This is a genomic window from Bacillus paramobilis (assembly GCF_038096195.1).
Lineage (GTDB): Bacteria > Bacillota > Bacilli > Bacillales > Bacillaceae_G > Bacillus_A > Bacillus_A mobilis.
The window spans coordinates 4,061,023-4,081,745 of the sequence record NZ_CP151108.1; the positions used below are offsets into that span (position 1 = coordinate 4,061,023).

Sequence of the window (20,723 nt, forward strand, 5' to 3'; positions counted from 1 at the left end):
CTTGCACAAGCAGTTTAAGATTTCTTTTCAATAATTCAAATGTCCGTGTCATTTTCTTCTGGTTTTGCATCTACTATATAATGAACGCTTTATGGAGGTGAATTTATGTCAAATAATAATTATTCAGATGGATTAAATCCCGATGAATCTTTATCAGCTAGTGCATTTGACCCTAATCTTGTAGGACCAACATTACCACCAATACCACCGTTTACCCTTCCTACCGGGCCGACTGGACCGACTGGACCGACTGGGCCGACTGGGCCAACTGTACCAACTGGACCTTCTGGACCAACTGGACCGACTGGACCAACTGGGCCGACTGGACCGACTGGACCGACTGGACCGACTGGACCGACTGGACCGACTGGGCTAACTGGGCTAACTGGACCGACTGGACCGACTGGGCTAACTGGTGCTACTGGTGCTACTGGTGCTACCGGACCGACTGGACCAACTGGGCCGACTGGTGCTACTGGACCGACTGGGCCAACTGGTGCTACTGGTGCTACTGGACCGACTGGCGCTACCGGACCGACTGGACCAACTGGGCCGACTGGACCTTCTGGATTAGGACTTCCAGCAGGGTTGTATGCCTTTAACTCAGCTACAGTTTCTTTAGCTCTTGGAATTAATGATCCAGTACCATTTAATACTGTTGGATCTCAGTTTGGTACAGCTATTTCTCAAATGGATGCCGATACTTTCGTAATTAGTGAAACTGGTTTCTATAAAATTACTGTTATTGCTTATACAGCTGCAGTAAGTTTATTAGGAAGTCTTGGAATTCAAGTTAATGGAGTTAATGTACCAGGTGCGGGCACAAGCTTGATTTCACTTGGAGCTCCTATCGTTATCCAAGCTATTACACAAATTACGACAACACCATCACTCGTTGAAGCAATTGTTACAGGAATTGGATTATCACTAGCTCTTGGTACAAGTGCATCAATTATTATTGAAAAAATCGCTTAATTTTGTACTTAGCAGTAAAACTGATATCAGTTTTACTGCTTTTTCACTATTAAATTCAATCATTAAATCTTTCTTTTCTACATAGTCATAATGTTGTATGACATTCCGCGGGAGGCACTTATATGGAAAATAAATCAGCTGTTCAGCTTTATCTTGAGCTATTAAAGAAAACAATTTTATTTGAAATATGGTTAGAATACGAACCATACTTACCTGCTTCGTTACATATATCTAAAGAGCTATCCTATGAACCAGTTACAGTTCCGCTTCCTTTATTTCTCAAGCAATACGTAGAAAATCACAATTTAAAAATCGTTGATCCTAACGTTTCAAAAAATGCGCGTCAAGGTGGCAATGATTGGCCAAGAGCAGCACACAGTATGGTTGGCCGAAAACGTATGAATCAATTACATGAGGCGATGGAAACTGTTGTCAGGGAAAATATAAAAGGGGATTTTATTGAAACGGGTGTATGGCGCGGAGGATCATGCATTTTTATGAATGGTTTTTTACAAGCAAACAACATTACGGATCGTACTGTGTGGGTTGCCGATTCGTTTGAAGGTCTACCAGCACCTAACTTAGAACAATATCCGAAAGATTACGGTGATTATTTGCACACGTTCGATTACTTACGAGTTTCTTTAGAAACAGTGCAAGAAAACTTTAGAAAATACGATTTATTAAATGATCAGGTGAAGTTTTTAAAGGGGTGGTTTAAAGATACATTGCCTTCAGCACCGGTAGAAAAAATTGCAATTGCTCGCCTTGATGGTGATATGTATGAATCAACGATGGACAGTCTTGTAAACTTATACGATAAAGTTTCAACAGGTGGCTATATTATTATTGATGATTACGGATTGGTAACATGTGCAGAGGCTGTAACAGATTTCAGAAAGGAAAGAAACTTACAAGCTCCTATTACTACAATTGATGATTTCGGTATTTATTGGCGAAAAGAATAGAATATACTTTTATTTTTTGAGGGGTTCTATTACACTACTTATTCACAAGTAACAATCGTGTAAAGTTCCCCTCACTATAAATGGACAATAGAAATCCCCTACTTTACTACAAGGACGGAGTGAATGTATGAACGAAAACGAGAAAAAAATCACATTAATTCCACCCCCGGAACTCGTTCAATATGTAGGTGGTAACTTTGAAGAAGTTGGAGAAGAGTTTATGCAGTATTTTATTGAAATTGGCAACTTAAAATCAAATGAAACAGTGTTAGATGTAGGCTGCGGTATCGGCCGAATGGCGGTTCCATTAATGGATTATTTAAGCGGTGATGGTACTTATTATGGATTTGACTTATTCAATGCGGGAATTACATGGTGCAAAAATAACATTTCTACACGCCGTAACAATTTTCATTTTGAACATGTCGATATATATAATCAATTCTATAACCCCGAAGGAAAAGAAGATGCTTCCCAATATAAGTTTCCATATGAAGATGAATCGTTCGATTTTATTTTTTTAACGTCTGTATTTACCCATCTCCTTCCGAAAGAATTAGAACATTACGTATGTGAAATTTCACGAGTCCTGAAAAAAGATGGGAGATGTTTTATTACTTTCTTTTTAATTAATCCTGACTCTTCCTATTACTTAAATGCAGGATTAAGTACGTTAGGTTTTTATCATCAAATTGACAATTGTTATGTTCTAAATAAAGACATCCCGAATTTCGCAGTCGCCTATCCTGAGGAAGATATTCGTACCCTATTAAATAAGTATGGACTAGAAGTACAGACTCCCCCCCACTATGGTTCATGGTGTAGCAGAACGGAACACACAAGTTATCAAGATATTATTCTTACACAAAAAATTGCTGAAAGGTAGTTGTATATGAATAATATAAAGAATCTGCCTCTCGTTTCCATACTTATTCCCACCTATAATCGACCACATTATTTTAAAATTGCTCTAGAAAGCGCATTAGCACAAACGTATTCAAATATCGAAATTATTATAGGAGACGATAGTACAAATAATGAAACAGAAAAACTAATATACAGACATTATTTACATAAGCATAAACATATAACGTACATTCGAAATAGCTCTACTCTTGGACAATTTAATAACGCCCTTATGCTCTTAGAACGGTCAAATGGAGAGTACATAAATTTCTTAATGGACGATGATATATTTTATAATAATAAAATTGAAAAAATGATGTTTCATTTCCAACAAGACTTAAATAAAAATCTCGCACTTATCACATCCTATCGCACTTGGATTAATGATAATGGAGATATAATTGAACAACATCCCTCCATGAAAAAATTATATGATGAAGATACGCTACTAAATGGGAAAGATTTTGGAAACCGTATGCTTATAACGGGCCAAAATATTATCGGTGAGCCTACAATCGTACTCTTTAGAAAAAGCCTATTAACAGAACCTTTCGGCACTTTACATGGTAGAAAATATGGTTGTAGTGTTGATATGGCCTCTTGGATCAGTTTACTTTCAAAAGGTGATGCGATGTATATCACTGAACCTTTAAGTTCATTCCGCCTTCATACTGGACAGCAAGTACATCATAAATTCCTTGAAGGCTGCGAAGATTTTTCTCAGCTCGTTTTAACCTCGAAAAAGTATGGTTTCTTGCAAGACGCCAAATATTATAAAAAGGGGTTGATACGAGCTTACGGATGGTATAAAAATGCGGTCAAATTTTACAATCTATTTCCAAACCTCATTCCAGATATAAATACACATACACGTCTTTCCTATTGTTTAAATATCATTACAAAAGAGCTCCGTGCAATATAGTCTATCACAAGGGAGGTGCTATTCCTTCCTCGTGATGTATGACTTCCCACAAATAGTGGAATAAATGTATGCATAGTCTGCTTGTATATTATTTTTATCATGACATGATCCATATACTTACTAGGCGATAGAAAGGAATACATACATTGAAAGATCCAAATTCTCAATATCAAATAGACTACGTATTACTATTCATCTTATTTGCCATTGGGACTGTTAGTTGCTTTGCAATTGCAAGTGCACAAGCTTCTTTACCACCATTTTTACAAAGCGTAAATTTTGTATTAAAGCAAATTCAATGGTACTTCATTGGATTTATAGCAATTGGTGTCATTATGATTATTGATTTCGATCGTTATCAAAAAATTGCTTGGTATTTATATAGCTTTGCACTGGTACTACTCATTGGACTAGAACTTCAAGTACCAGGTGCCGTTACAATTAAAGGTGCTACCGCTTGGTACAGGCTCCCAGGCATCGGAAATTTCCAGCCTTCTGAAATTATGAAATTGTTTTTAATTCTCGTCACCGGACGAATTATAGCAAATCACAATGAGAAATATTTTTTTCGAACAATACACGACGATTTTTTATTACTCGGAAAAATCTGTGCAACAAGTTTACCACCCCTGCTATTTATTGCAAAGGAACCTGATTTAGGAAACACGATGGTAATTTCAGCTATGCTCGCAGCAATGATATTAGTTTCTGGTATACGTTGGCGTTTTATTTTCGGATTAGTTTCTGGCATTTTTGCAGCCAGCTTTACATTAACTTATATTTTTTTTACTCATACAAAATTCTTTAAAGCACACATTTTACAAGAATATCAACTAAATCGCTTTTACGGCTGGTTAGCTCCATACAAATATGATGCGCAAGGCTATCAATTAAGACAAGCTTTCTTAGCTACTGGATCAGGAGAAATGCAAGGAAAAGGTTGGGAAAATGGACAAGTATACTTTCCAGAACCACATACAGATTTTATTTTCACTAATGTCGCTGAGCAATTCGGCTTTTTAGGTGCAAGTGTCATTATTGCACTTTTTTTCCTACTTATTTTCCGCATGATTCATATCGCTTTAGAAAGTAATGATCCTTTTGGTAGTTACATCTGCGCTGGTACAATCGGAATGTTTACTTTTCAAGTATTTCAAAATATCGGGATGACCATCGGGTTACTCCCGATTACAGGAATCACACTACCCCTTATGAGCTACGGAGGAAGTTCCTTACTCACATACATGATAGCGATTGGATTTGTTTTAAACGTTCGCTCAAGGACGAAATTCTTTATGTTTAAATGAAGTAAAAAACGATATATTTTTATCTCTATCCTTTTTTAGATATACTAATGGAAAATATGATGGAGGTTTAAATATGAAATATGACATTATAGGGGATATTCATGGATGCTTCCAAGAGTTTCAAGAATTAACGACGAAACTCGGATATAAGTGGAATCGTGACCTGCCGATTCACCCTGATCAACGTAAGCTTGCATTTGTTGGTGATATTACAGATCGCGGCCCTCATTCATTACGTATGATTGAAATTGTATGGGAACTTGTCATAAATAAAAAAGTAGCTTATTACGCTCCGGGAAATCACTGTAATAAACTATACCGATTTTTCCTTGGGCGTAATGTAACAATCGCTCATGGACTCGAAACAACTGTTGCCGAATATGAAGCACTGCCTTCTCATAAACAAAATATTATAAAAGAAAAATTCATCACACTTTATGAACAATCTCCTTTATATCACGTACTCGATGAAAAAAGGTTAATTGTATGTCACGCCGGAATTCGGCAAGATTACATAGGAAGACAAGATAAAAAAGTACAAACCTTTGTATTATATGGCGATATTACAGGAGAGAAACATGCTGACGGCTCCCCTGTCCGTCGCGACTGGGCGAAGGAATATAAAGGAAAAGCTTGGATTATATATGGACATACACCTGTAAAAGAACCTCGCTTTGTAAATCATACAATTAATATTGACACTGGTGCTGTATTTGGTGGGAGTTTAACTGGATTACGTTATCCCGAAATGGAGACTGTTTCCGTCCCTTCCTCCCTACCTTTTGTCCCAGAGAAGTTTCGCCCAATTTCATAACTTACGAGAGATTACCATATCATTTAGGCCGCTCTCATATAAAAACTAGGTAAAGTAATTAAAAAAAGATGCAATAAAGTGCATCTTTTTTTAATTACACGGCATATACTGTCGCAGGAGGTGACAGAATGAAGAAAAAATCTTCTAAACAAAAAAGAAAATGCCCGCCTTTTTATCTGCCCATGTACGGAATTAACAACTGGTGTAGCATCCGAGCTGCAGCTTTAGAAGAACTGAAAGGACAAGAGGCATCCCCAAAAAACAAAGCCAGACCAAAATATGTCTCTTTAGAAAATGCTGTAATGAGCCGCATAATTGATAATAGAAAAACAAAGATGCAGCAAAAAAATAAACCTCTCTCTACTCATAATGAACAGATCGTGCCCTCTGAGCAAACAGAGAAAAATATAGAAGAAAATATACCTGTAGCAATAAATAAAAAAGCGGAAGCAGAAATTCCAGCTGCTATTATCAATCAAGTGAAGAAAATAAAAGAAGCATTAGCACCATCCAATGATATACAAACGGAAAAAACAATCATAATTCAAACCCCTACCCCTGAAAATACAAAAGTAAAAAAAGGTGGGCGGTATGCATATGCAGAGGGGCTTCACTCTCATGCAGAAGGTACAGCTTCACATGCAGAAGGGCTTCTTACACACGCAAAAGCTTCTTTCTCTCATGCAGAAGGATCAAAAACGAAAGCAACTGGACATAGTTCCCATAGTGAAGGAAGTGAAACGACAGCAGGCGGATCTTATTCTCATGCGGAAGGTAAACATACAATCGCTTTAGGCGAAGCAGCACATGCAGAAGGAACTGCGACTATCGCTAACGGATTCTCTTCTCATGCGGAAGGTAATCATACATCAACAGCTCATTTTGCAGGTAGCCATATTATGGGGCGCTTCGGCACAGCAGAAGAATCTTATTCTTGGTTTATTGCAAATGGCACAAATGAAACTGATCATCATATCGGTGCAAAGTGGCTTGCTCATAATGGGGAAATGTATATTGATGGCGCTTCTTACAATGCAAGTGGAACTGATTTTGCACAAATGTTTGAAACAGCAGACAATAATCTTATTGATGTAGGTTATTTCGTTACATTTAGTAGCGAAGAAAAAATTCGGGTCGCTACTTCAAACGATTCATTCATTTTAGGAATATCTAGTGCAACCCCCGCCCTTATAGGAAATAGTGGTGCTTTAAGTTGGCAGAAACGCTATAAAACAGATAGCTTTGGAAAACGTCAATATGTATGTACAGAATCACAAGACATACAACCTCTTTTAAATACAGAATGGGATCCAGCTTGCAAATATATAGCAAGAAAAGATCGTACCGAGTGGCTTCCTGTCGGATTAATTGGACAAATGTTCGTACGCGATGACGGCACTTGCGAACCGCATGGATATTGTCGTCCAAATAACGATGGCATTGCTACAAAATCCGAAAGTGGATTTTTCGTTATAAAGCGCACAGGTGAAAACCAAATTTTAATATTATTCCGCTAAGAAAAAAGGGAACAAAATTCTTCATTACATAAGAATTTTGTTCCCTTTTTAAGTATGCCTTACTACCTCTTGCATATCGCTTGGAATCGTTGTAGTGAAAGACATTTCCTTCTCTAAAACAGGATGATAAAACGTCAATGATGTACTGTGAAGTGCTTGTCGTTTCATTTCATCCCTTTTCCCACCATATAAAGTATCGCCAAGTAACGGATGTCCTATATGAGCCATATGTACACGAATTTGATGCGTTCTTCCTGTCTCAAGCTCCAGTGATACATGCGTCTTATGATTAGCGCTATCCATCACTCTAAAATGAGTAACTGCTCTTTGCCCATCTTCACACACTATTCGCTCGATAATGCTATCCGGTTTTCTTCCAATCGGTGCGTCAATTGTTCCTTCTCGTTCGATCATCTCACCATGAACGATTGCTTCATATGTTCTTTTCACAGCTTTTTGTTGATGCTGTTTCGATAAAAGATGATGCACAAAACGATTTTTTGCAATAAGCATAAGCCCCGAAGTATCACGATCTAACCTTGTTACGATGTGCACTGTACTTGCAAGATGCTGCTTATCATAATGAGATAAGAGCGCATTCGCAACACTCCCTGCCGGATGTTCTCTAGACGGAATCGTTGACATGTTCGCCTCTTTGTTTATGACAAGAACCGCATCATCTTCATATACAATACATAAAGGGATATCTTCCGCAATCATCCCTTCACTTCTTTCCTCCACTGGAAAAAAGACACGTAATTCATCACCAGCTTGCAACTGATGACGAACGCTCGCATGTTGATTATTTACTTGAATAGCTCCGCCGTGAAATTTTATATCCGTTAATGCGGCTTTAGAAATCCCTTTTATTTTTAAAAATTCTCTAACTAAAGTTCCCTCTTCAGGTGATTCTATATCCCATTTCAATGTAAATCTGTTCAAATATATAAACCCTTTCTATTTATCTGCAACAAACGAGTCACGAACTCGTTTCCAGAACGGGAATGGACGGAAACGAACAAATCGTACTTTCTCGTTTGCAACGCGATACTGGATTGATTTCACATCTTGATGCACCATCGTTAAATGGTCCACCGTAATTTGTAAGTTCATTCCTGCAGCCGGCTTCAACACACATGTATGATGCTTCGGCAGTACGAGCGGCGAGCCTACAGTACGAAACACACGGTTATTAATAGATGCCATTTCTGCAATTTGAATCGCTTCAATAGAAGGGTGAATAATCGCTCCGCCAAGCGCCTTATTATACGCAGTACTTCCAGAAGGAGTAGAAATACAAAGGCCATCCCCGCGGAACGTTTCAAAGTACTCTCCGCGTATTTCCACTTCTGTTACTAATGTACCTTCCGCACTTTTAACAGTTGCTTCATTCATCGCCAAATACTGTGACTCTTTACTCCCATTCACATAGCGAATAATCACTTCTAAAAGCGGATATTCCACCACTTGGAATGGTGTTTTAGCAATTGCAATTACTAATTTCTCTACTTCTGTTGGTAACCAATCTGCATAGAAACCTAAATGCCCTGTATGTACACCAACAAATGCTGTTTCATCCAATCGATTATAATAACGATGAAACGCATATAAAAGTGTTCCATCTCCCCCAACAGAAATTACAATATCGGGTTCCTTTTCATCCATTATAAATCCAAAATCTAGCAAGTACTCTTTCATCGTGCCTGCCAATGTATCTGATGATTGATCTCCCTTTGACATAATTGTAAATTTCATCGCCCAACACCCTTTAGTTTATGATTCGGAATCTTTCGTTTCTTGTTTTCTTGAAAAAGCTTTCTGCGCTTCTTGAATCTCAAGACGAATAGAAGACATTTCTTCATCTAATAAAAACGCCGCTTCCGCTGCGCGTTGCAAGCGTATTTTAATATCTTCAGGAAAACGTCCACTATATTTATAATTTAAAGAATGCTCAATTGTTGCCCAAAAATTCATTGCTAACGTGCGTATTTGGATTTCTACCAATACTTTTTTTTCTCCCTGAATCGTTTGAACGGGGTAACTAATGACAACGTGATAAGAACGATAACCGCTATCTTTCTTTTGCGTGACATAATCACGTTCTTCCACGATTTCAAAGTCATTTCGTTTTCGAAGATATTCTACAACAGGCTTAATTTCATCAACAAATTGACACATCATTCGAAGGCCCGCGATGTCTTGCATATCTTCTCTTAGCCGATCTAGCGGTACATTTCTCTTCTCCGCTTTATCAATAATACTTGCAACCGACTTTACCCTTCCTGTTACAAACTCAATTGGAGAATGCTCTGTTAACATTGCAAATTGAGTACGCATTCCTTTTAGTTTCACTTTCAGCTCTGCCACCGCTTGATGGTAAGGTGCTAAAAATTCTTCCCAATTTCGATTCATTTCAACCACCACCAAAATCAATCCATTTGCTTATAGAAATACTTTTTCTACAGCAGTTACTAGTTCTTCTCCGTAATTTGCATTACCTTCAATATTTTCAACTAAATATTCTACTTCTTCTTTTAAATTTTCTAATTCCATTTCAACGTCATTCACACGAACGAACATTACTATATCGTTATTCATCGCTTCATGCATTGCTTCCCAACATGTGTGCGGAATACTTACATAAATGAAAGATGATTCGTTTTCTAAAATATATAAAAATGATAAATTGTCTGAGTCTACAAGTACGTGATTACGCGCACTTAACTCCTTTACCTCTATTTCATTATTTTCCGCACAAAAAATAAGCGCATTCTCTCTCTTTTCTACGCTCTTAACTTGAATTTTATTTTGCATGCTCTAACTCCTCCATCTCAACTTCCTGTCTTACTTAACAGTATTATTGTATCATAACATGGACGCAAACAAATAAAACATTGAACCAAATTTATGAAAAAGCGATAATGTGTAAAGAATTATTTTTTAAAAGGAGCGCGCATACAATGACACAAGAAATTGAAATTGAATTTAAAAATATTGTTACAGAAGCAGAATTCGATACATTATGTAAATCATTCTCTATTGAGGTATTTACGAAACAGGTGAATCACTACTTTGAAACACCAGGCTTCTCATTAAAAGAAGCTGGCTCTGCACTTCGTATTCGTCATAAAGGAGAAACTTATACATTAACATTAAAACAACCTGCAGAAGTCGGCTTGCTGGAAACGCATCAAGTCGTAACAGAAGACGAAGCAAGAATGATGATGGAAACAAACGTAATCATTCCAGGGGCTGTAATGGATCAACTACACAAATTACAAATTCCTGTTTCCGCTTTAACTTATATGGGTAGTTTAACAACTGAAAGAGCCGAAACGCTATTTGAAGGCGGAACACTTGTCTTTGATCATAGTTTCTATTACAATCACGATGATTATGAAATTGAATTTGAAGTGCAAGATGAAGAAACAGGCAAAGCTGCATTTATTCATTTATTAAAGCAGCACGACATACCAATCCGTCATACAGATAATAAAGTAAAACGCTTTTTCCTTGCCAAACAAAACAAAGCACGCTAAAGTGAAAATTCCACTAGTGAATACGTTCTACTAGTGGATATGTCTCACTTTTTAACAGTAAAAGATTCTTTTACATCTGTAGAATAAGCAAAGAACGTTATGAAGGCTATTTATTTGCCCTCTGGAACATTCCATTGCTACAATAGATATACATTTCATGGAAAAAGGAGTTTATAAAGGATGAGCAAGCAACCGATGACACCATTTGAAGCAATTGGCGGTGAACAATGCATTGCAATATTAGTAGATACATTTTATTCCTATGTCAGTAAACACCCTGACCTCTCTCCCATCTTCCCGGATGATTTAACAGAAACCGCTAGGAAGCAGAAACAATTTTTAACGCAATATTTAGGTGGTCCCAATTTGTACACTGAAGAACATGGTCATCCTATGTTAAGAGCACGCCATCTTCCGTTTGAGATTACTCCAAAACGAGCAGAGGCTTGGCTATCATGTATGGAGCAAGCAATGGATGACACAGGAGTGCACGGTCATATAAGAGAGTTCGTTTTTGAACGTTTAGCATTAACTGCTCAGCATATGGTTAATACTCCAAACGAAACAGGTGAAGTGTAATGGATAAGCAGGAAGCAAAGCATATAAATATGCCATCTCCTTCCGCATGTGAGCATAAGTCTGTAGAAGCATATTTATTTATTGATCCACTTTGTAAAGATTGCTGGGAAATTGAGCCCTTTATTATTAAACTATGGCTTGAATATGGGAAATACTTCTCTATTCGTCATATCGTAACAGGAAAAGTGGACGGAACGAACGCTTCCTCACACAAATGGAATAAACCTGCTAATATTCGATTTGTGTGGGAAAAGACAACAAGTTTACAAGGTTTTTCATGTGATGGAAAGGTACATATGCAAGAGGCATCGTCAACACCATATTTAGTTTCGATGGCAATTAAGGCAGCGGAGTTGCAGGGCCGAAAAGCAGGTTCGAAATTTTTACGAAAACTCCAAGAATACATTTTCCTTGAAAATGTATCAAACCCTGACTGCGAATTATTACTTGCATGTGCAAGAGATAGCGGTATTGATGTAGAAGAATTTAAAAAAGACCTACATTCCACTAGCGCAAAAAAAGCTTTCCAATGTGACTTAAAATTCACAAATGAGATGCATATTACAGAAATACCTTCTCTCGTATTTTTTCATGCGAATTCAGATGAAGAAGGTATTAAAATCGCTGGAACTTATTCCTACGACGTATACGTACAATTATTGAAAGAACTTGTAAAATGTGAAATTGAGCCAGAACCATTACCACCTTTAGAAGTGTTATTAGAAGCAACGCAATTTATATCTTCAAAAGAAGTAGCATTTATATATGACTGCTCGCAACAAGAAATCGAGCGCGAACTGAAAAAATTACAACTGAAACGAAAAGTACAAATGATTGACGTAAAATGTGAGCGTTATTGGAAATGGATAGCAAAAGAAAAAGACCTGGTGTAAACACCAGGTCTTCTTCTTTACGGCTTATAAAAATATTAAAGGGGATGGGAGAAATTTTCACGTTCAAACAAAGGGGTATATGTTTGTATGTGAATTCGTTCACGCTTATTATATTACAAGATTCGACGTCAGATGACAACCCCTTTTGTCGAATTTCACACTTTTGTCACATTCTAAACGTTTTCATTTCTGAATAAGCTATAAAAAAGCTATTTTGGAGGTGTTCTGTATGAAAAAAACGTATATTTTACTTATCATTCTAGCTGTCACCGTTTCTTTTTTCTTGTACATCCTCTCTCTACTACAAGCTTTTCCTAAAATTATTGCCTTCCCTCTTTTATTTGGAGTCATCGTCATCGCTCTCTCTTATTTCAACCATAAAAAACGATTTAAAGGGTTCTAATTACAAAAAAATCGCAAAATTGCCTTCTAATTTAGAAAAAACAAGGAAATTCACTTTATTTTTCCGACAAAAATCGACAAAAATATTTAAAACAAAAAAGACGAGGTAAATTCCTCGTCTTTACTATTACTTCTCTTCAAATAATAATGCTTCTAATTCATTTAATTTCTCTTCAAATACTTGCAATGCTTCTTTTACCGGCTCTGGAGATGCCATATCTACTCCAGCTTTTTTCAGCACTTCAATTGGATAATCTGAGCTTCCTGCTTTTAAGAACTCATTAATGTAACGTTCTACTGCTGGTTGCCCCTCTTCTAAAATTTGTTTAGATAGAGCTGTTGCTGCACTAAATCCTGTTGCGTATTGATATACGTAATAGTTGTAGTAGAAGTGCGGAATACGAGACCACTCTAAACCAATTTCTTCATCGATTACTAAAGAATCACCGAAATATTTCTTATTTAAATCATAGTAAATCTCTGTTAACATGTCTGGCGTAACCGCATGTCCCTCTTGTACTTTCTTATGAATAATATGCTCAAACTCCGCGAACATCGTTTGACGGAATACAGTACCACGGAATCCTTCTAAATAATGATTTAATAAGTATAGACGCTCTTTCTTATCTTCTGTCGTTTTTAATAAATAATCGTTTAGAAGCGCTTCATTACAAGTTGATGCTACTTCTGCAACGAAGATTGAATAATCACCATATACGTGCGGCTGCGTTTTTCTTGTGTAGTAACTATGCACAGAATGACCGAACTCATGAGCAAGTGTATATAAGTTATTTACATTATCATGCCAGTTCATTAAAATATACGGATTTGTTCCATATGCACCAGATGAATATGCTCCGCTTCGCTTCCCTTTATTCTCATACACATCTACCCAGCGATTTTCATATGCTTCTTTTAAAATGTCAACATACTCATCACCAAGTACGTTTAAAGATTTTAACAACATGTCTTGTGCTTCTTCATACTTCACGTTCATTTTCACTTCTGGTACAAGTGGTGTATATAAATCATACATATGAAGCTCATCAAGCCCTAGTGCACGCTTACGAATATCAATGTAACGATGTAGCAAGTGTAAATTATCATTTACAGATTCAACAAGTTGATCATACACAGCTTCAGGAATATTATTATTACTTAATGCCGCTTGACGTGCAGAATCGTATTTACGAACACGTGCATTGAAATTATTACGTTTCACAGCTCCGCTTAACGTACTTGCAAATGTATTCTTATATTTTCCGTATGTTTCATATACAGCTTTGAATGCATCTTCGCGCACACGACGATCATCGCTTTCTAAAAACTGAATGTAACGACCATGTGTAATTTCTACTTCTTCTCCATCCTCACCTTTAATAGATGGGAATTTCAAATCCGCATTATTCAACATACCAAATGTATTACTTGATGCACTCATTACTTCAGATGCTTCTGCTAATAGAGCCTCTTCCGCTTCAGATAATACGTGCGGGCGTTGACGCGTAATTTCTTCTAATGCATGTTCATATACACTTAAGTCTCTATTTTCTTTCAAGAATGTTTGCAATGTATCTTCTGAAATCGATAAAATTTCAGGCACAATATATGCTGTGCTACTAGATACTTGTGAATATAAATTTGTCGCGCGGTCATTTAACGCTTGATACACAGAGTTTGTTGTATCTTGATCGTAACGCATATGTGCATATGTATATAGCTTACCTAATCGCATTGAAATTTCATCTTCATATTGTAATGCTTCAAGTAAATTGTTCGCAGAGTCACCAAGTTTCCCTTTAAATTCAGTTAACTTCGGTAATAGCTCTTTAATGGCTTGGAATTCTTTTTCCCATTCTGCATCTGTTTGGAAAATATCTTCTAATCGCCACGTACTTGATTCTTCAATTTCTTTGCGATCTGGTAATGTTTTTGCTGTGTTTTGTTCAGACATCCTTTAAGCCCTCCTTTAAATATCTCTACTTACATACAATTCGATTTTTCTTATGTAATTCCTTCACGATCAGTCTTTATTATATCCCCTTTTCCTTCTCTCATGTTGTACTTTGCCTCAAATAAAGATAAGGCATACGCTAAGCAAATTTCATCATATTTTATAACTTCCTCCTCTGTTTTTAACATAACTAGCTCTCTTTTTTTCTGGTACTTATAAGTCCCTACGTTCTGCAATACACCTGCATAACATAAAAATGTCATATATTCAGCAACTGCTAATTTCCATATATGCCGTGAAAAGTACGGAAGCATGCGCCTTTTCGTATACGTTTTCACATAACTACATACATATTGAAGGGAAATACAATCCCCTACCGCAAGCTCACCTATACACTTCATATATAGAAAAGCTTGCCATATAAATGGATTTGTTTGAAAAGCAAATGAGGACGGGAGTGGTACGCCGATTTCAGAAGGAAAATTTGCTGGGGTACATTTACATTGATATAAGAGGCGTAATAGTGACTTATGATTGTAATTCCAAATTGGTAAAGCATTTTGCCGAAAGTAGCTCTTTCGCTTTTTCCATTCCTCACCTAATGTTTCTTTTCGGAAAAAGACGGGAGAAAAGAGCATTTCAAAAGTAGTTGTTTCAGTTGGTAAATATATAATATGTGAGAAAGAGATGCTTGTAGAAAATGAAGTGATAAACGCGCATTTCAGAAATGATTTTTGTTTCGGACAGAAAAAAATTAGAAATGGCTGAGGATAAGATTGTAAGGAGAAAGCCATAAGTGAGGAGAATTTCATCCAATATGCTGATTGCTTTTTCAATTGATTTCCACCAATGATCCAAATGACCTGTATACCAGCTCGCCAATACGTATAGGTTCGTTTGTACAGCTGCTCTATAGAGAGATTAGCGCATTGGTATTCAATCGCGATTGTTCTCCCTGCTCTCTCTATAAAAATATCTGGTCGTTGCTGAATCTCTGGAAGATAATGCTCTATATATACAGGGAAGTTTTGACGTTTGAACCATCTATATAACAATTCTTTACCGTGCCTATGATACATAGATTCTGCTTCATAAAAGGCAAGACATGCGTCCATTTTTTTATGAGCAAAATGCCAACTCTTTTGTTTCCCTAATTTCATTTGCACTTCTTTCCCGCAAGCTATGCAAAAGAAGCTTTCTATTTTACGCATACGATGTAAAAGCTCTTCATCATGATGATAGAGTAGATGAATTTTTTCTCCGTTTTCTCTTTTAGCGATAAACATCAGAATCACACCCTTTCAGCTCCTTATATTCTACAATTTATTACAAATTCCTTTTAAAAAAGAGATGTCCCAATTTCGGACATCTCTTTTTATAATAAAGGTGATAATAATCGATACGTCGATTCAACAATTCGTCTATGAAGACGCCTTTTATGAAAACGATCCACATGAATTTCACTTGATTCTTCTATATCCTCTTTAAAATCTTGAACGAGTTTTCGAATGCTGTCTGTATCATATAAAAAGGCATTTACTTCAAAGTTCAAATGAAAACTTCTCATATCCATATTAGCGGTTCCAATTGAAGCTAAATCGGAATCGACAATGACAACTTTACTATGAAGAAAACCTTTTTCGTATTCATATATCTTTACCCCTGCATCTAAAAGCTCTGGGAAGTACGATCTCGATGCGTAAAAGACGGTGCGCTTATCGGGCTTACTCGGCATTAATAAACGAACATCAATACCAGCAAGTGCAGCTACCTTTAATGCGGATAAAATATCATCGTCTGGAATGAAATACGGCGTGGCAATCCAAATGGATTTCCGTGCAGAAGAAATCATGGCAAAATATAAATGTTTAATTGTTTCCCATTTATTATCCGGTCCACCTGCAACGAGCTGCACGCCTCCCCAATGATCTCCCTCAACTGCTTTCGCTTGTAAATATTCAGGAGCTAGCACAGCCTCACCAGTCATATAAAACCAATCTTGAAGGAAAATAAGTTGCAAGCTTTGAACAGCTTCACCACGCAAATATAAATGCGTGTCTCGCCAAAAACCGAAGTACTTATCCTTCCCTAAATATTCATCACCAATATTTAATCCACCTACAAATCCTTCATTCCCATCGATAATAACGATTTTTCGGTGGTTTCGATAATTAATCTTATCGTTTAAAATCGGAAAGCGTACAGGGAAAAACGGAATCATTTCAACACCTGCGTCGTTTAATTCTTCAATATACGAATTCGATAATCTAAAACTTCCAACCGCATCATATAAAAAACGAACAACTACGCCTTCTTTTGATTTTTGTATTAAAATATCTTTAATTTCTGTTCCAAGCTTATCATCACGCACAATGTAATATTCCATATGAATGTGATGTTTCGCTCGTTTTAATCCATCTAAAATGGCCTGAAACGTTTCATCTCCATTTGTTAATGTTCTCGTTTCAGTTTGAAATGAAATATTTAAAGCGCCTAAGCGATCCGCTAAACGAAATAACAGCTCTTGATGCTTATGATTGCGCAAAATCCGTTCTTCATAATCTTCATGTCCCTTATATTGTAAAAACGCTTGTTCATCGAGCAACGCCTTCTTTTGGAACATTCTCTTCCTCCGAAAGTTCTGTCCGAATAATAAATAAGCGAAGAATCCAAACACCGGAAAAATACCTAACACAATAAGCCATGTAAGTGTTTTTGACGGATGACGGTTCTCTAAGAAAATAACACAGCCAATTAAAAATGCAGATACTGTAAATAAAATACTAATAATACCTAGGATCGACACATCTTTTATCCCAATTACATCCGAATAAAATGCTACATCAATAAACATACGTAACGAAACAAATAATGCGAACAATAGTAAAACAAAGAAAATCAACTTTAACGTATTTTTCATCTCTTACCTCCTTACTAAGAAAGCTTTCCTATTCTTCATATAAAAAGCCGATTTCATACTACAGAAATCGGCCTACGTTTTAGCAGGAAAATTATTGCGAATTGTTTCAAGCGCATGCTCTTTCACAATTTGTTTCCCATACTCACTTACACGATGAATTGTTAAAGTTGATTCTTCTCCGTACTCTAAAACAATACTTAAAATACGATCAATTTCTTCTTCATCATGTAGCACTTCATCGAATTCCACATATACATAATAGCGGTTCTCAAATGAATACAGCTCATCTTTTATATCTTCAAAGATAAGACGGTGGCTTAATGAAATGACATCTTCAAAATCATTAAACTTAATTAAAAAGCCAAACGTACCATCTTCGTTAAAGTTTGTTCCTGTTTGTTCCTCTACCTCTTCCACTAATTCTTGCTGGAATAATGATTCAATGCCTTCATCTAGAGGAATGTCTATAATTTTATCTACACCTATTGGTAGTTCTAACTTTTGTCCATCCTTTGAAAGCTCTGCTTTCGTTACAAGTACTTCAATCCCTTTATCGACTGCTTGCACTTGAATCCATAACGGTCCATCAATAAAGAAATCATCATGATCACGAGCTTCGTCCATCATCTCCCAAAAGAGCTCTTCACTTCGTTCGCGGTCGTACCAAATTTCTTCACGATTAAATCCTCTGTCCTCTATGTCAATGTACGTAATAAAAAATTTCATCGTATGGTCATTAATTCTTTCAATATCCAAAATACAACTCTCCCTTCCTGCTTAGAATTGTTATGAAGGGATTCCCCACTCATATGACAAATCAATAGATTCTTGTACTCTCATTTTATGATAAGATTCTCCAGAATGGAAATAAAATCGATTTATTTTACAAAAATAGTTATATGCCTATCTTTATTCGCTCATCTACACAAATATATCATTATAGCGATTTCTTACTCACAAAAAATTTGGACATACATTTCCACCTTCCCCCGTACACTGTAATAAAGTGAAACTTTTATTAGAGAAAATGATTTAATCTCTCTTCACCACATACATATAGTTCGCTTATTAAAACATCATAAATGGAGGCAGACGAATGGACTTAGAGTTTTTAACATCTGTACTAATGATTGTCGGTATCGATGTTGTATTAGGTGGTGACAATGCAATCGTTATCGCACTAGCTAGTCGAAATTTACCTGAATCGAAACGAAATAAAGCCATTTTGATTGGTACTCTTTTAGCAGTCGTACTAAGAATTATCCTTACTATACTAGCTGTCTATTTACTCGACATTCCATTTCTGCAACTTATCGGAGGCGTTTTACTTACATTAATTGCAGTAAATTTACTAACTGATAATAGCAACGATCTATCTGCTATTCAGGGGAAAACAACTTTATTTCAAGCTGTGCGTACAATTGTATTCGCGGATCTCGTTATGGGGTTTGACAACGTTATTGCCATTGCAGGTGCAGCTCATGGAAGATTTTCACTCGTAATAATTGGCTTACTCATTTCTATCCCGATTATTATTTGGGGCAGCAAACTTATTTTAATACTTATGGAACGCTTTCCATTCCTCATTTATTGCGGGGCAGCGATTCTCGCCTATACAGCCGGAAAAATGGTCACACATGAAGACCGACTTGCAACCTTTTTTCATAACAACCCAAGTTTCACCGCAAGCATTCCTTACTTATTTATTTTCACCATTTTATGCATCGGCATTATCGTGCAACAAGTTCGATTACGAAATGTGAAACATTAAAAAAAACCTTCTACTATATAATAAGTAGAAGGTTTTCATATTATTATAATTAATTTACAAGACGCTGTGCTTCACGTAATTGGAACGTTCTTACTGTACGTGGTAAGAAACGGCGGATTTCGTCTTCATTGTAACCTACTTGAAGGCGTTTCTCGTCAATCATAATTGGACGACGTAAAATCCCTGGATAGTCACGAATCATCTTATATAAATCTTGAAGTGGTAAAGACTCTAAGTTTACATTTAATTCTTGGAAAACTTTCGAACGAGTAGAAATAATCTCATCCGTTCCGCTTTCTGTCATACGTAAAATCTCTTTAATTTCCTCAATCGTTAATGGATCTGAGAAAATATTACGTTCTGTATAAGGAATATGATTTTCCTCTAGCCATAATTTCGCCTTTCTACAAGACGTACAGCTTGGAGAACTATATAATGTTACCATACAAAGCTCACTCTCCTTAAAGAGTACAAATTCTGTACTAATTACAGTTTAAATTTCTAAATTCAGCAATTTTTTGCGATACCTTGTCTTAAAACAAAGTGCAAAAATCGCATTTCATGTAAGCAACAACTTTTAGCAAACAACAATTACTTTTAATAAGTAACTTCTATAATCATTATACAATAGATTTTGCAAGAAATATACAGTTAATTTCCTTCTAATTGAGAAAACTCTTCCGTGTATTCCACTGCTATGTAACATAATCACACTCGCTTTATCTGTACTTTAACAATACCTCCAACCCTCTTAACACTTGCTTTTCATAGATTATTCATATGATATATAGTTATTTTTCCAGAATCTTTCCTATAAAAAAGAGAACGTTTTCTTACCTTTTCTTGATAAATCAATTAAGAAATGTAAGACTATACAAGTGAGAACTAAAAGGAACATTTGTTCTTATTTTAACAAACATTCTCCTTCATGTCTATACGATTTCTAAAATAAATCAATAATTTTTCTGACATTTCTTTCTTTTTTACCTTTTATCTCATACAATAAACATACAGACAGGCAAAGGGGGAATTTGCAAATGATTGCTTTTTTTATTGATTTTGTCACGGTTGCTGCCCTCATCATCGGAATAACAGCATTGATTGGTGTCATTACAAATAGCATTGGTGAAAAACTCTTTGGCGGAAAAGAAAAGATGAAGTTTGTTAATAAAAGTTTGGATGTGCAATCCGGCTGGAATCAAGTTGGTGGGAAAGGTATTTATAAGAAACGTACGTATTAAAAAAAGCAGGCAATC

Annotated in this window: 22 protein-coding genes; 13 read left to right on the forward strand and 9 right to left on the reverse strand. The window is 36.3% G+C overall.

Features of this window, described 5'->3' with window-relative positions:
* The first annotated feature begins 105 nt into the window (after positions 1-105).
* From AABL52_RS20800 to AABL52_RS20830, 7 genes are all read left to right on the forward strand, one after another.
* The gene (locus tag AABL52_RS20800; protein ID WP_341518314.1) at positions 106-975 is read left to right on the forward strand and encodes a BclA C-terminal domain-containing protein; all 870 of its coding nucleotides are present in this window, start codon (positions 106-108) and stop codon (positions 973-975) included.
* A 122-nt stretch (positions 976-1,097) separates the two neighbouring features.
* Positions 1,098-1,943 (forward strand): TylF/MycF family methyltransferase, encoded by an 846-nt coding sequence (locus AABL52_RS20805; protein WP_341518315.1) that lies wholly within the window; start codon positions 1,098-1,100, stop codon positions 1,941-1,943.
* Positions 1,944-2,070: 127 nt separating this feature from the next.
* Positions 2,071-2,829, forward strand: coding sequence for a class I SAM-dependent methyltransferase (locus AABL52_RS20810; RefSeq protein ID WP_341518316.1), 759 nt, complete (start codon positions 2,071-2,073; stop codon positions 2,827-2,829).
* 6 nt (positions 2,830-2,835) lie between these two features.
* A complete protein-coding gene (locus AABL52_RS20815) occupies positions 2,836-3,771 on the forward strand; it encodes a glycosyltransferase family 2 protein (protein ID WP_341518317.1) in 936 nt (311 codons plus the stop codon).
* A 146-nt stretch (positions 3,772-3,917) separates the two neighbouring features.
* Positions 3,918-5,078, forward strand: coding sequence for an FtsW/RodA/SpoVE family cell cycle protein (locus tag AABL52_RS20820; protein ID WP_000654716.1), 1,161 nt, complete (start codon positions 3,918-3,920; stop codon positions 5,076-5,078).
* Positions 5,079-5,151: 73 nt separating this feature from the next.
* Entirely contained in the window at positions 5,152-5,892 is a 741-nt protein-coding gene (prpE, locus tag AABL52_RS20825) for a bis(5'-nucleosyl)-tetraphosphatase PrpE (protein ID WP_000872689.1), read from the forward strand.
* A gap of 128 nt (positions 5,893-6,020) precedes the next feature.
* Positions 6,021-7,409, forward strand: coding sequence for a peptidase G2 autoproteolytic cleavage domain-containing protein (locus AABL52_RS20830; RefSeq protein ID WP_340421015.1), 1,389 nt, complete (start codon positions 6,021-6,023; stop codon positions 7,407-7,409).
* 48 nt (positions 7,410-7,457) lie between these two features.
* Here the strand turns inward: AABL52_RS20830 and AABL52_RS20835 are convergent, their stop codons facing one another.
* From AABL52_RS20835 to AABL52_RS20850, 4 genes are read right to left on the reverse strand one after another with little or no spacing between them, the layout of a single operon-like run.
* Positions 7,458-8,351 carry an RluA family pseudouridine synthase gene (locus tag AABL52_RS20835; protein ID WP_341518318.1) on the reverse strand — a complete coding sequence of 298 codons (894 nt, stop codon included), beginning with the start codon at positions 8,349-8,351 and terminating at the stop codon, positions 7,458-7,460.
* 15 nt (positions 8,352-8,366) lie between these two features.
* Entirely contained in the window at positions 8,367-9,164 is a 798-nt protein-coding gene (locus AABL52_RS20840) for an NAD kinase (RefSeq protein ID WP_000673186.1), read from the reverse strand.
* An 18-nt stretch (positions 9,165-9,182) separates the two neighbouring features.
* Positions 9,183-9,821, reverse strand: coding sequence for a GTP pyrophosphokinase (locus AABL52_RS20845; protein WP_001081480.1), 639 nt, complete (start codon positions 9,819-9,821; stop codon positions 9,183-9,185).
* Positions 9,822-9,851: 30 nt separating this feature from the next.
* Positions 9,852-10,223 (reverse strand): hypothetical protein, encoded by a 372-nt coding sequence (locus AABL52_RS20850; RefSeq protein WP_001179996.1) that lies wholly within the window; start codon positions 10,221-10,223, stop codon positions 9,852-9,854.
* A 146-nt stretch (positions 10,224-10,369) separates the two neighbouring features.
* Here AABL52_RS20850 and AABL52_RS20855 point away from each other — a divergent pair, with 146 nt between their 5' ends.
* From AABL52_RS20855 to AABL52_RS20870, 4 genes are all read left to right on the forward strand, one after another.
* On the forward strand, positions 10,370-10,948 hold the full coding sequence (locus AABL52_RS20855; protein ID WP_341518319.1) for a CYTH domain-containing protein: 579 nt from the start codon (positions 10,370-10,372) through the stop codon (positions 10,946-10,948).
* A gap of 180 nt (positions 10,949-11,128) precedes the next feature.
* A complete protein-coding gene (locus AABL52_RS20860; RefSeq protein ID WP_000043382.1) occupies positions 11,129-11,527 on the forward strand; it encodes a hypothetical protein in 399 nt (132 codons plus the stop codon).
* Positions 11,527-12,420: a ClpXP adapter SpxH family protein gene (locus AABL52_RS20865; RefSeq protein WP_000360655.1), complete on the forward strand. Its 894-nt coding sequence runs from the start codon at positions 11,527-11,529 to the stop codon at positions 12,418-12,420. The genes AABL52_RS20860 and AABL52_RS20865 overlap by 1 nt, the downstream gene beginning before the upstream one ends.
* A 229-nt stretch (positions 12,421-12,649) precedes the next feature.
* Positions 12,650-12,823 carry a hypothetical protein gene (locus AABL52_RS20870; protein WP_341518320.1) on the forward strand — a complete coding sequence of 58 codons (174 nt, stop codon included), beginning with the start codon at positions 12,650-12,652 and terminating at the stop codon, positions 12,821-12,823.
* 126 nt (positions 12,824-12,949) lie between these two features.
* Here AABL52_RS20870 and pepF read toward each other — a convergent pair whose 3' ends face one another.
* From pepF to mecA, 4 genes are all read right to left on the reverse strand, one after another.
* On the reverse strand, positions 12,950-14,776 hold the full coding sequence (pepF, locus tag AABL52_RS20875) for an oligoendopeptidase F (protein ID WP_061678734.1): 1,827 nt from the start codon (positions 14,774-14,776) through the stop codon (positions 12,950-12,952).
* A gap of 50 nt (positions 14,777-14,826) precedes the next feature.
* On the reverse strand, positions 14,827-16,071 hold the full coding sequence (locus AABL52_RS20880) for a competence protein CoiA (protein WP_097845340.1): 1,245 nt from the start codon (positions 16,069-16,071) through the stop codon (positions 14,827-14,829).
* An 80-nt stretch (positions 16,072-16,151) separates the two neighbouring features.
* On the reverse strand, positions 16,152-17,696 hold the full coding sequence (locus AABL52_RS20885; RefSeq protein ID WP_000799208.1) for a cardiolipin synthase: 1,545 nt from the start codon (positions 17,694-17,696) through the stop codon (positions 16,152-16,154).
* Positions 17,697-17,768: 72 nt separating this feature from the next.
* A complete protein-coding gene (gene mecA / locus AABL52_RS20890; RefSeq protein WP_000350718.1) occupies positions 17,769-18,452 on the reverse strand; it encodes an adaptor protein MecA in 684 nt (227 codons plus the stop codon).
* Between the two features lie 340 nt (positions 18,453-18,792).
* Here mecA and AABL52_RS20895 point away from each other — a divergent pair, with 340 nt between their 5' ends.
* Positions 18,793-19,467 (forward strand): TerC family protein, encoded by a 675-nt coding sequence (locus AABL52_RS20895; RefSeq protein WP_341518321.1) that lies wholly within the window; start codon positions 18,793-18,795, stop codon positions 19,465-19,467.
* Between the two features lie 49 nt (positions 19,468-19,516).
* Here AABL52_RS20895 and spx read toward each other — a convergent pair whose 3' ends face one another.
* Positions 19,517-19,912 carry a transcriptional regulator Spx gene (spx, locus tag AABL52_RS20900; RefSeq protein WP_000258267.1) on the reverse strand — a complete coding sequence of 132 codons (396 nt, stop codon included), beginning with the start codon at positions 19,910-19,912 and terminating at the stop codon, positions 19,517-19,519.
* A 592-nt stretch (positions 19,913-20,504) separates the two neighbouring features.
* Between spx and AABL52_RS20905 the strand changes: the two genes are divergently transcribed.
* On the forward strand, positions 20,505-20,708 hold the full coding sequence (locus tag AABL52_RS20905) for a hypothetical protein (protein WP_000559978.1): 204 nt from the start codon (positions 20,505-20,507) through the stop codon (positions 20,706-20,708).
* The last annotated feature ends 15 nt before the right edge of the window (positions 20,709-20,723 follow it).

Excerpts from the sequence above, each read along its gene's own strand:
- AABL52_RS20895 (WP_341518321.1), top strand. The coding sequence starts at position 18,793 with ATGGACTTAGAGTTTTTAACATCTGTACTAATGATTGTCGGTATCGAT.
- spx (WP_000258267.1), bottom strand. The coding sequence starts at position 19,912 with ATGGTAACATTATATAGTTCTCCAAGCTGTACGTCTTGTAGAAAGGCG.
- AABL52_RS20885 (WP_000799208.1), bottom strand. The coding sequence starts at position 17,696 with ATGAAAAATACGTTAAAGTTGATTTTCTTTGTTTTACTATTGTTCGCA.
- AABL52_RS20905 (WP_000559978.1), top strand. The coding sequence starts at position 20,505 with ATGATTGCTTTTTTTATTGATTTTGTCACGGTTGCTGCCCTCATCATC.
- AABL52_RS20805 (WP_341518315.1), top strand. The coding sequence starts at position 1,098 with ATGGAAAATAAATCAGCTGTTCAGCTTTATCTTGAGCTATTAAAGAAA.
- pepF (WP_061678734.1), bottom strand. The coding sequence starts at position 14,776 with ATGTCTGAACAAAACACAGCAAAAACATTACCAGATCGCAAAGAAATT.
- AABL52_RS20845 (WP_001081480.1), bottom strand. The coding sequence starts at position 9,821 with ATGAATCGAAATTGGGAAGAATTTTTAGCACCTTACCATCAAGCGGTG.
- AABL52_RS20830 (WP_340421015.1), top strand. The coding sequence starts at position 6,021 with ATGAAGAAAAAATCTTCTAAACAAAAAAGAAAATGCCCGCCTTTTTAT.
- AABL52_RS20865 (WP_000360655.1), top strand. The coding sequence starts at position 11,527 with ATGGATAAGCAGGAAGCAAAGCATATAAATATGCCATCTCCTTCCGCA.
- AABL52_RS20850 (WP_001179996.1), bottom strand. The coding sequence starts at position 10,223 with ATGCAAAATAAAATTCAAGTTAAGAGCGTAGAAAAGAGAGAGAATGCG.
- AABL52_RS20815 (WP_341518317.1), top strand. The coding sequence starts at position 2,836 with ATGAATAATATAAAGAATCTGCCTCTCGTTTCCATACTTATTCCCACC.
- AABL52_RS20800 (WP_341518314.1), top strand. The coding sequence starts at position 106 with ATGTCAAATAATAATTATTCAGATGGATTAAATCCCGATGAATCTTTA.
- AABL52_RS20870 (WP_341518320.1), top strand. The coding sequence starts at position 12,650 with ATGAAAAAAACGTATATTTTACTTATCATTCTAGCTGTCACCGTTTCT.
- AABL52_RS20860 (WP_000043382.1), top strand. The coding sequence starts at position 11,129 with ATGAGCAAGCAACCGATGACACCATTTGAAGCAATTGGCGGTGAACAA.
- AABL52_RS20840 (WP_000673186.1), bottom strand. The coding sequence starts at position 9,164 with ATGAAATTTACAATTATGTCAAAGGGAGATCAATCATCAGATACATTG.
- AABL52_RS20855 (WP_341518319.1), top strand. The coding sequence starts at position 10,370 with ATGACACAAGAAATTGAAATTGAATTTAAAAATATTGTTACAGAAGCA.
- AABL52_RS20810 (WP_341518316.1), top strand. The coding sequence starts at position 2,071 with ATGAACGAAAACGAGAAAAAAATCACATTAATTCCACCCCCGGAACTC.
- prpE (WP_000872689.1), top strand. The coding sequence starts at position 5,152 with ATGAAATATGACATTATAGGGGATATTCATGGATGCTTCCAAGAGTTT.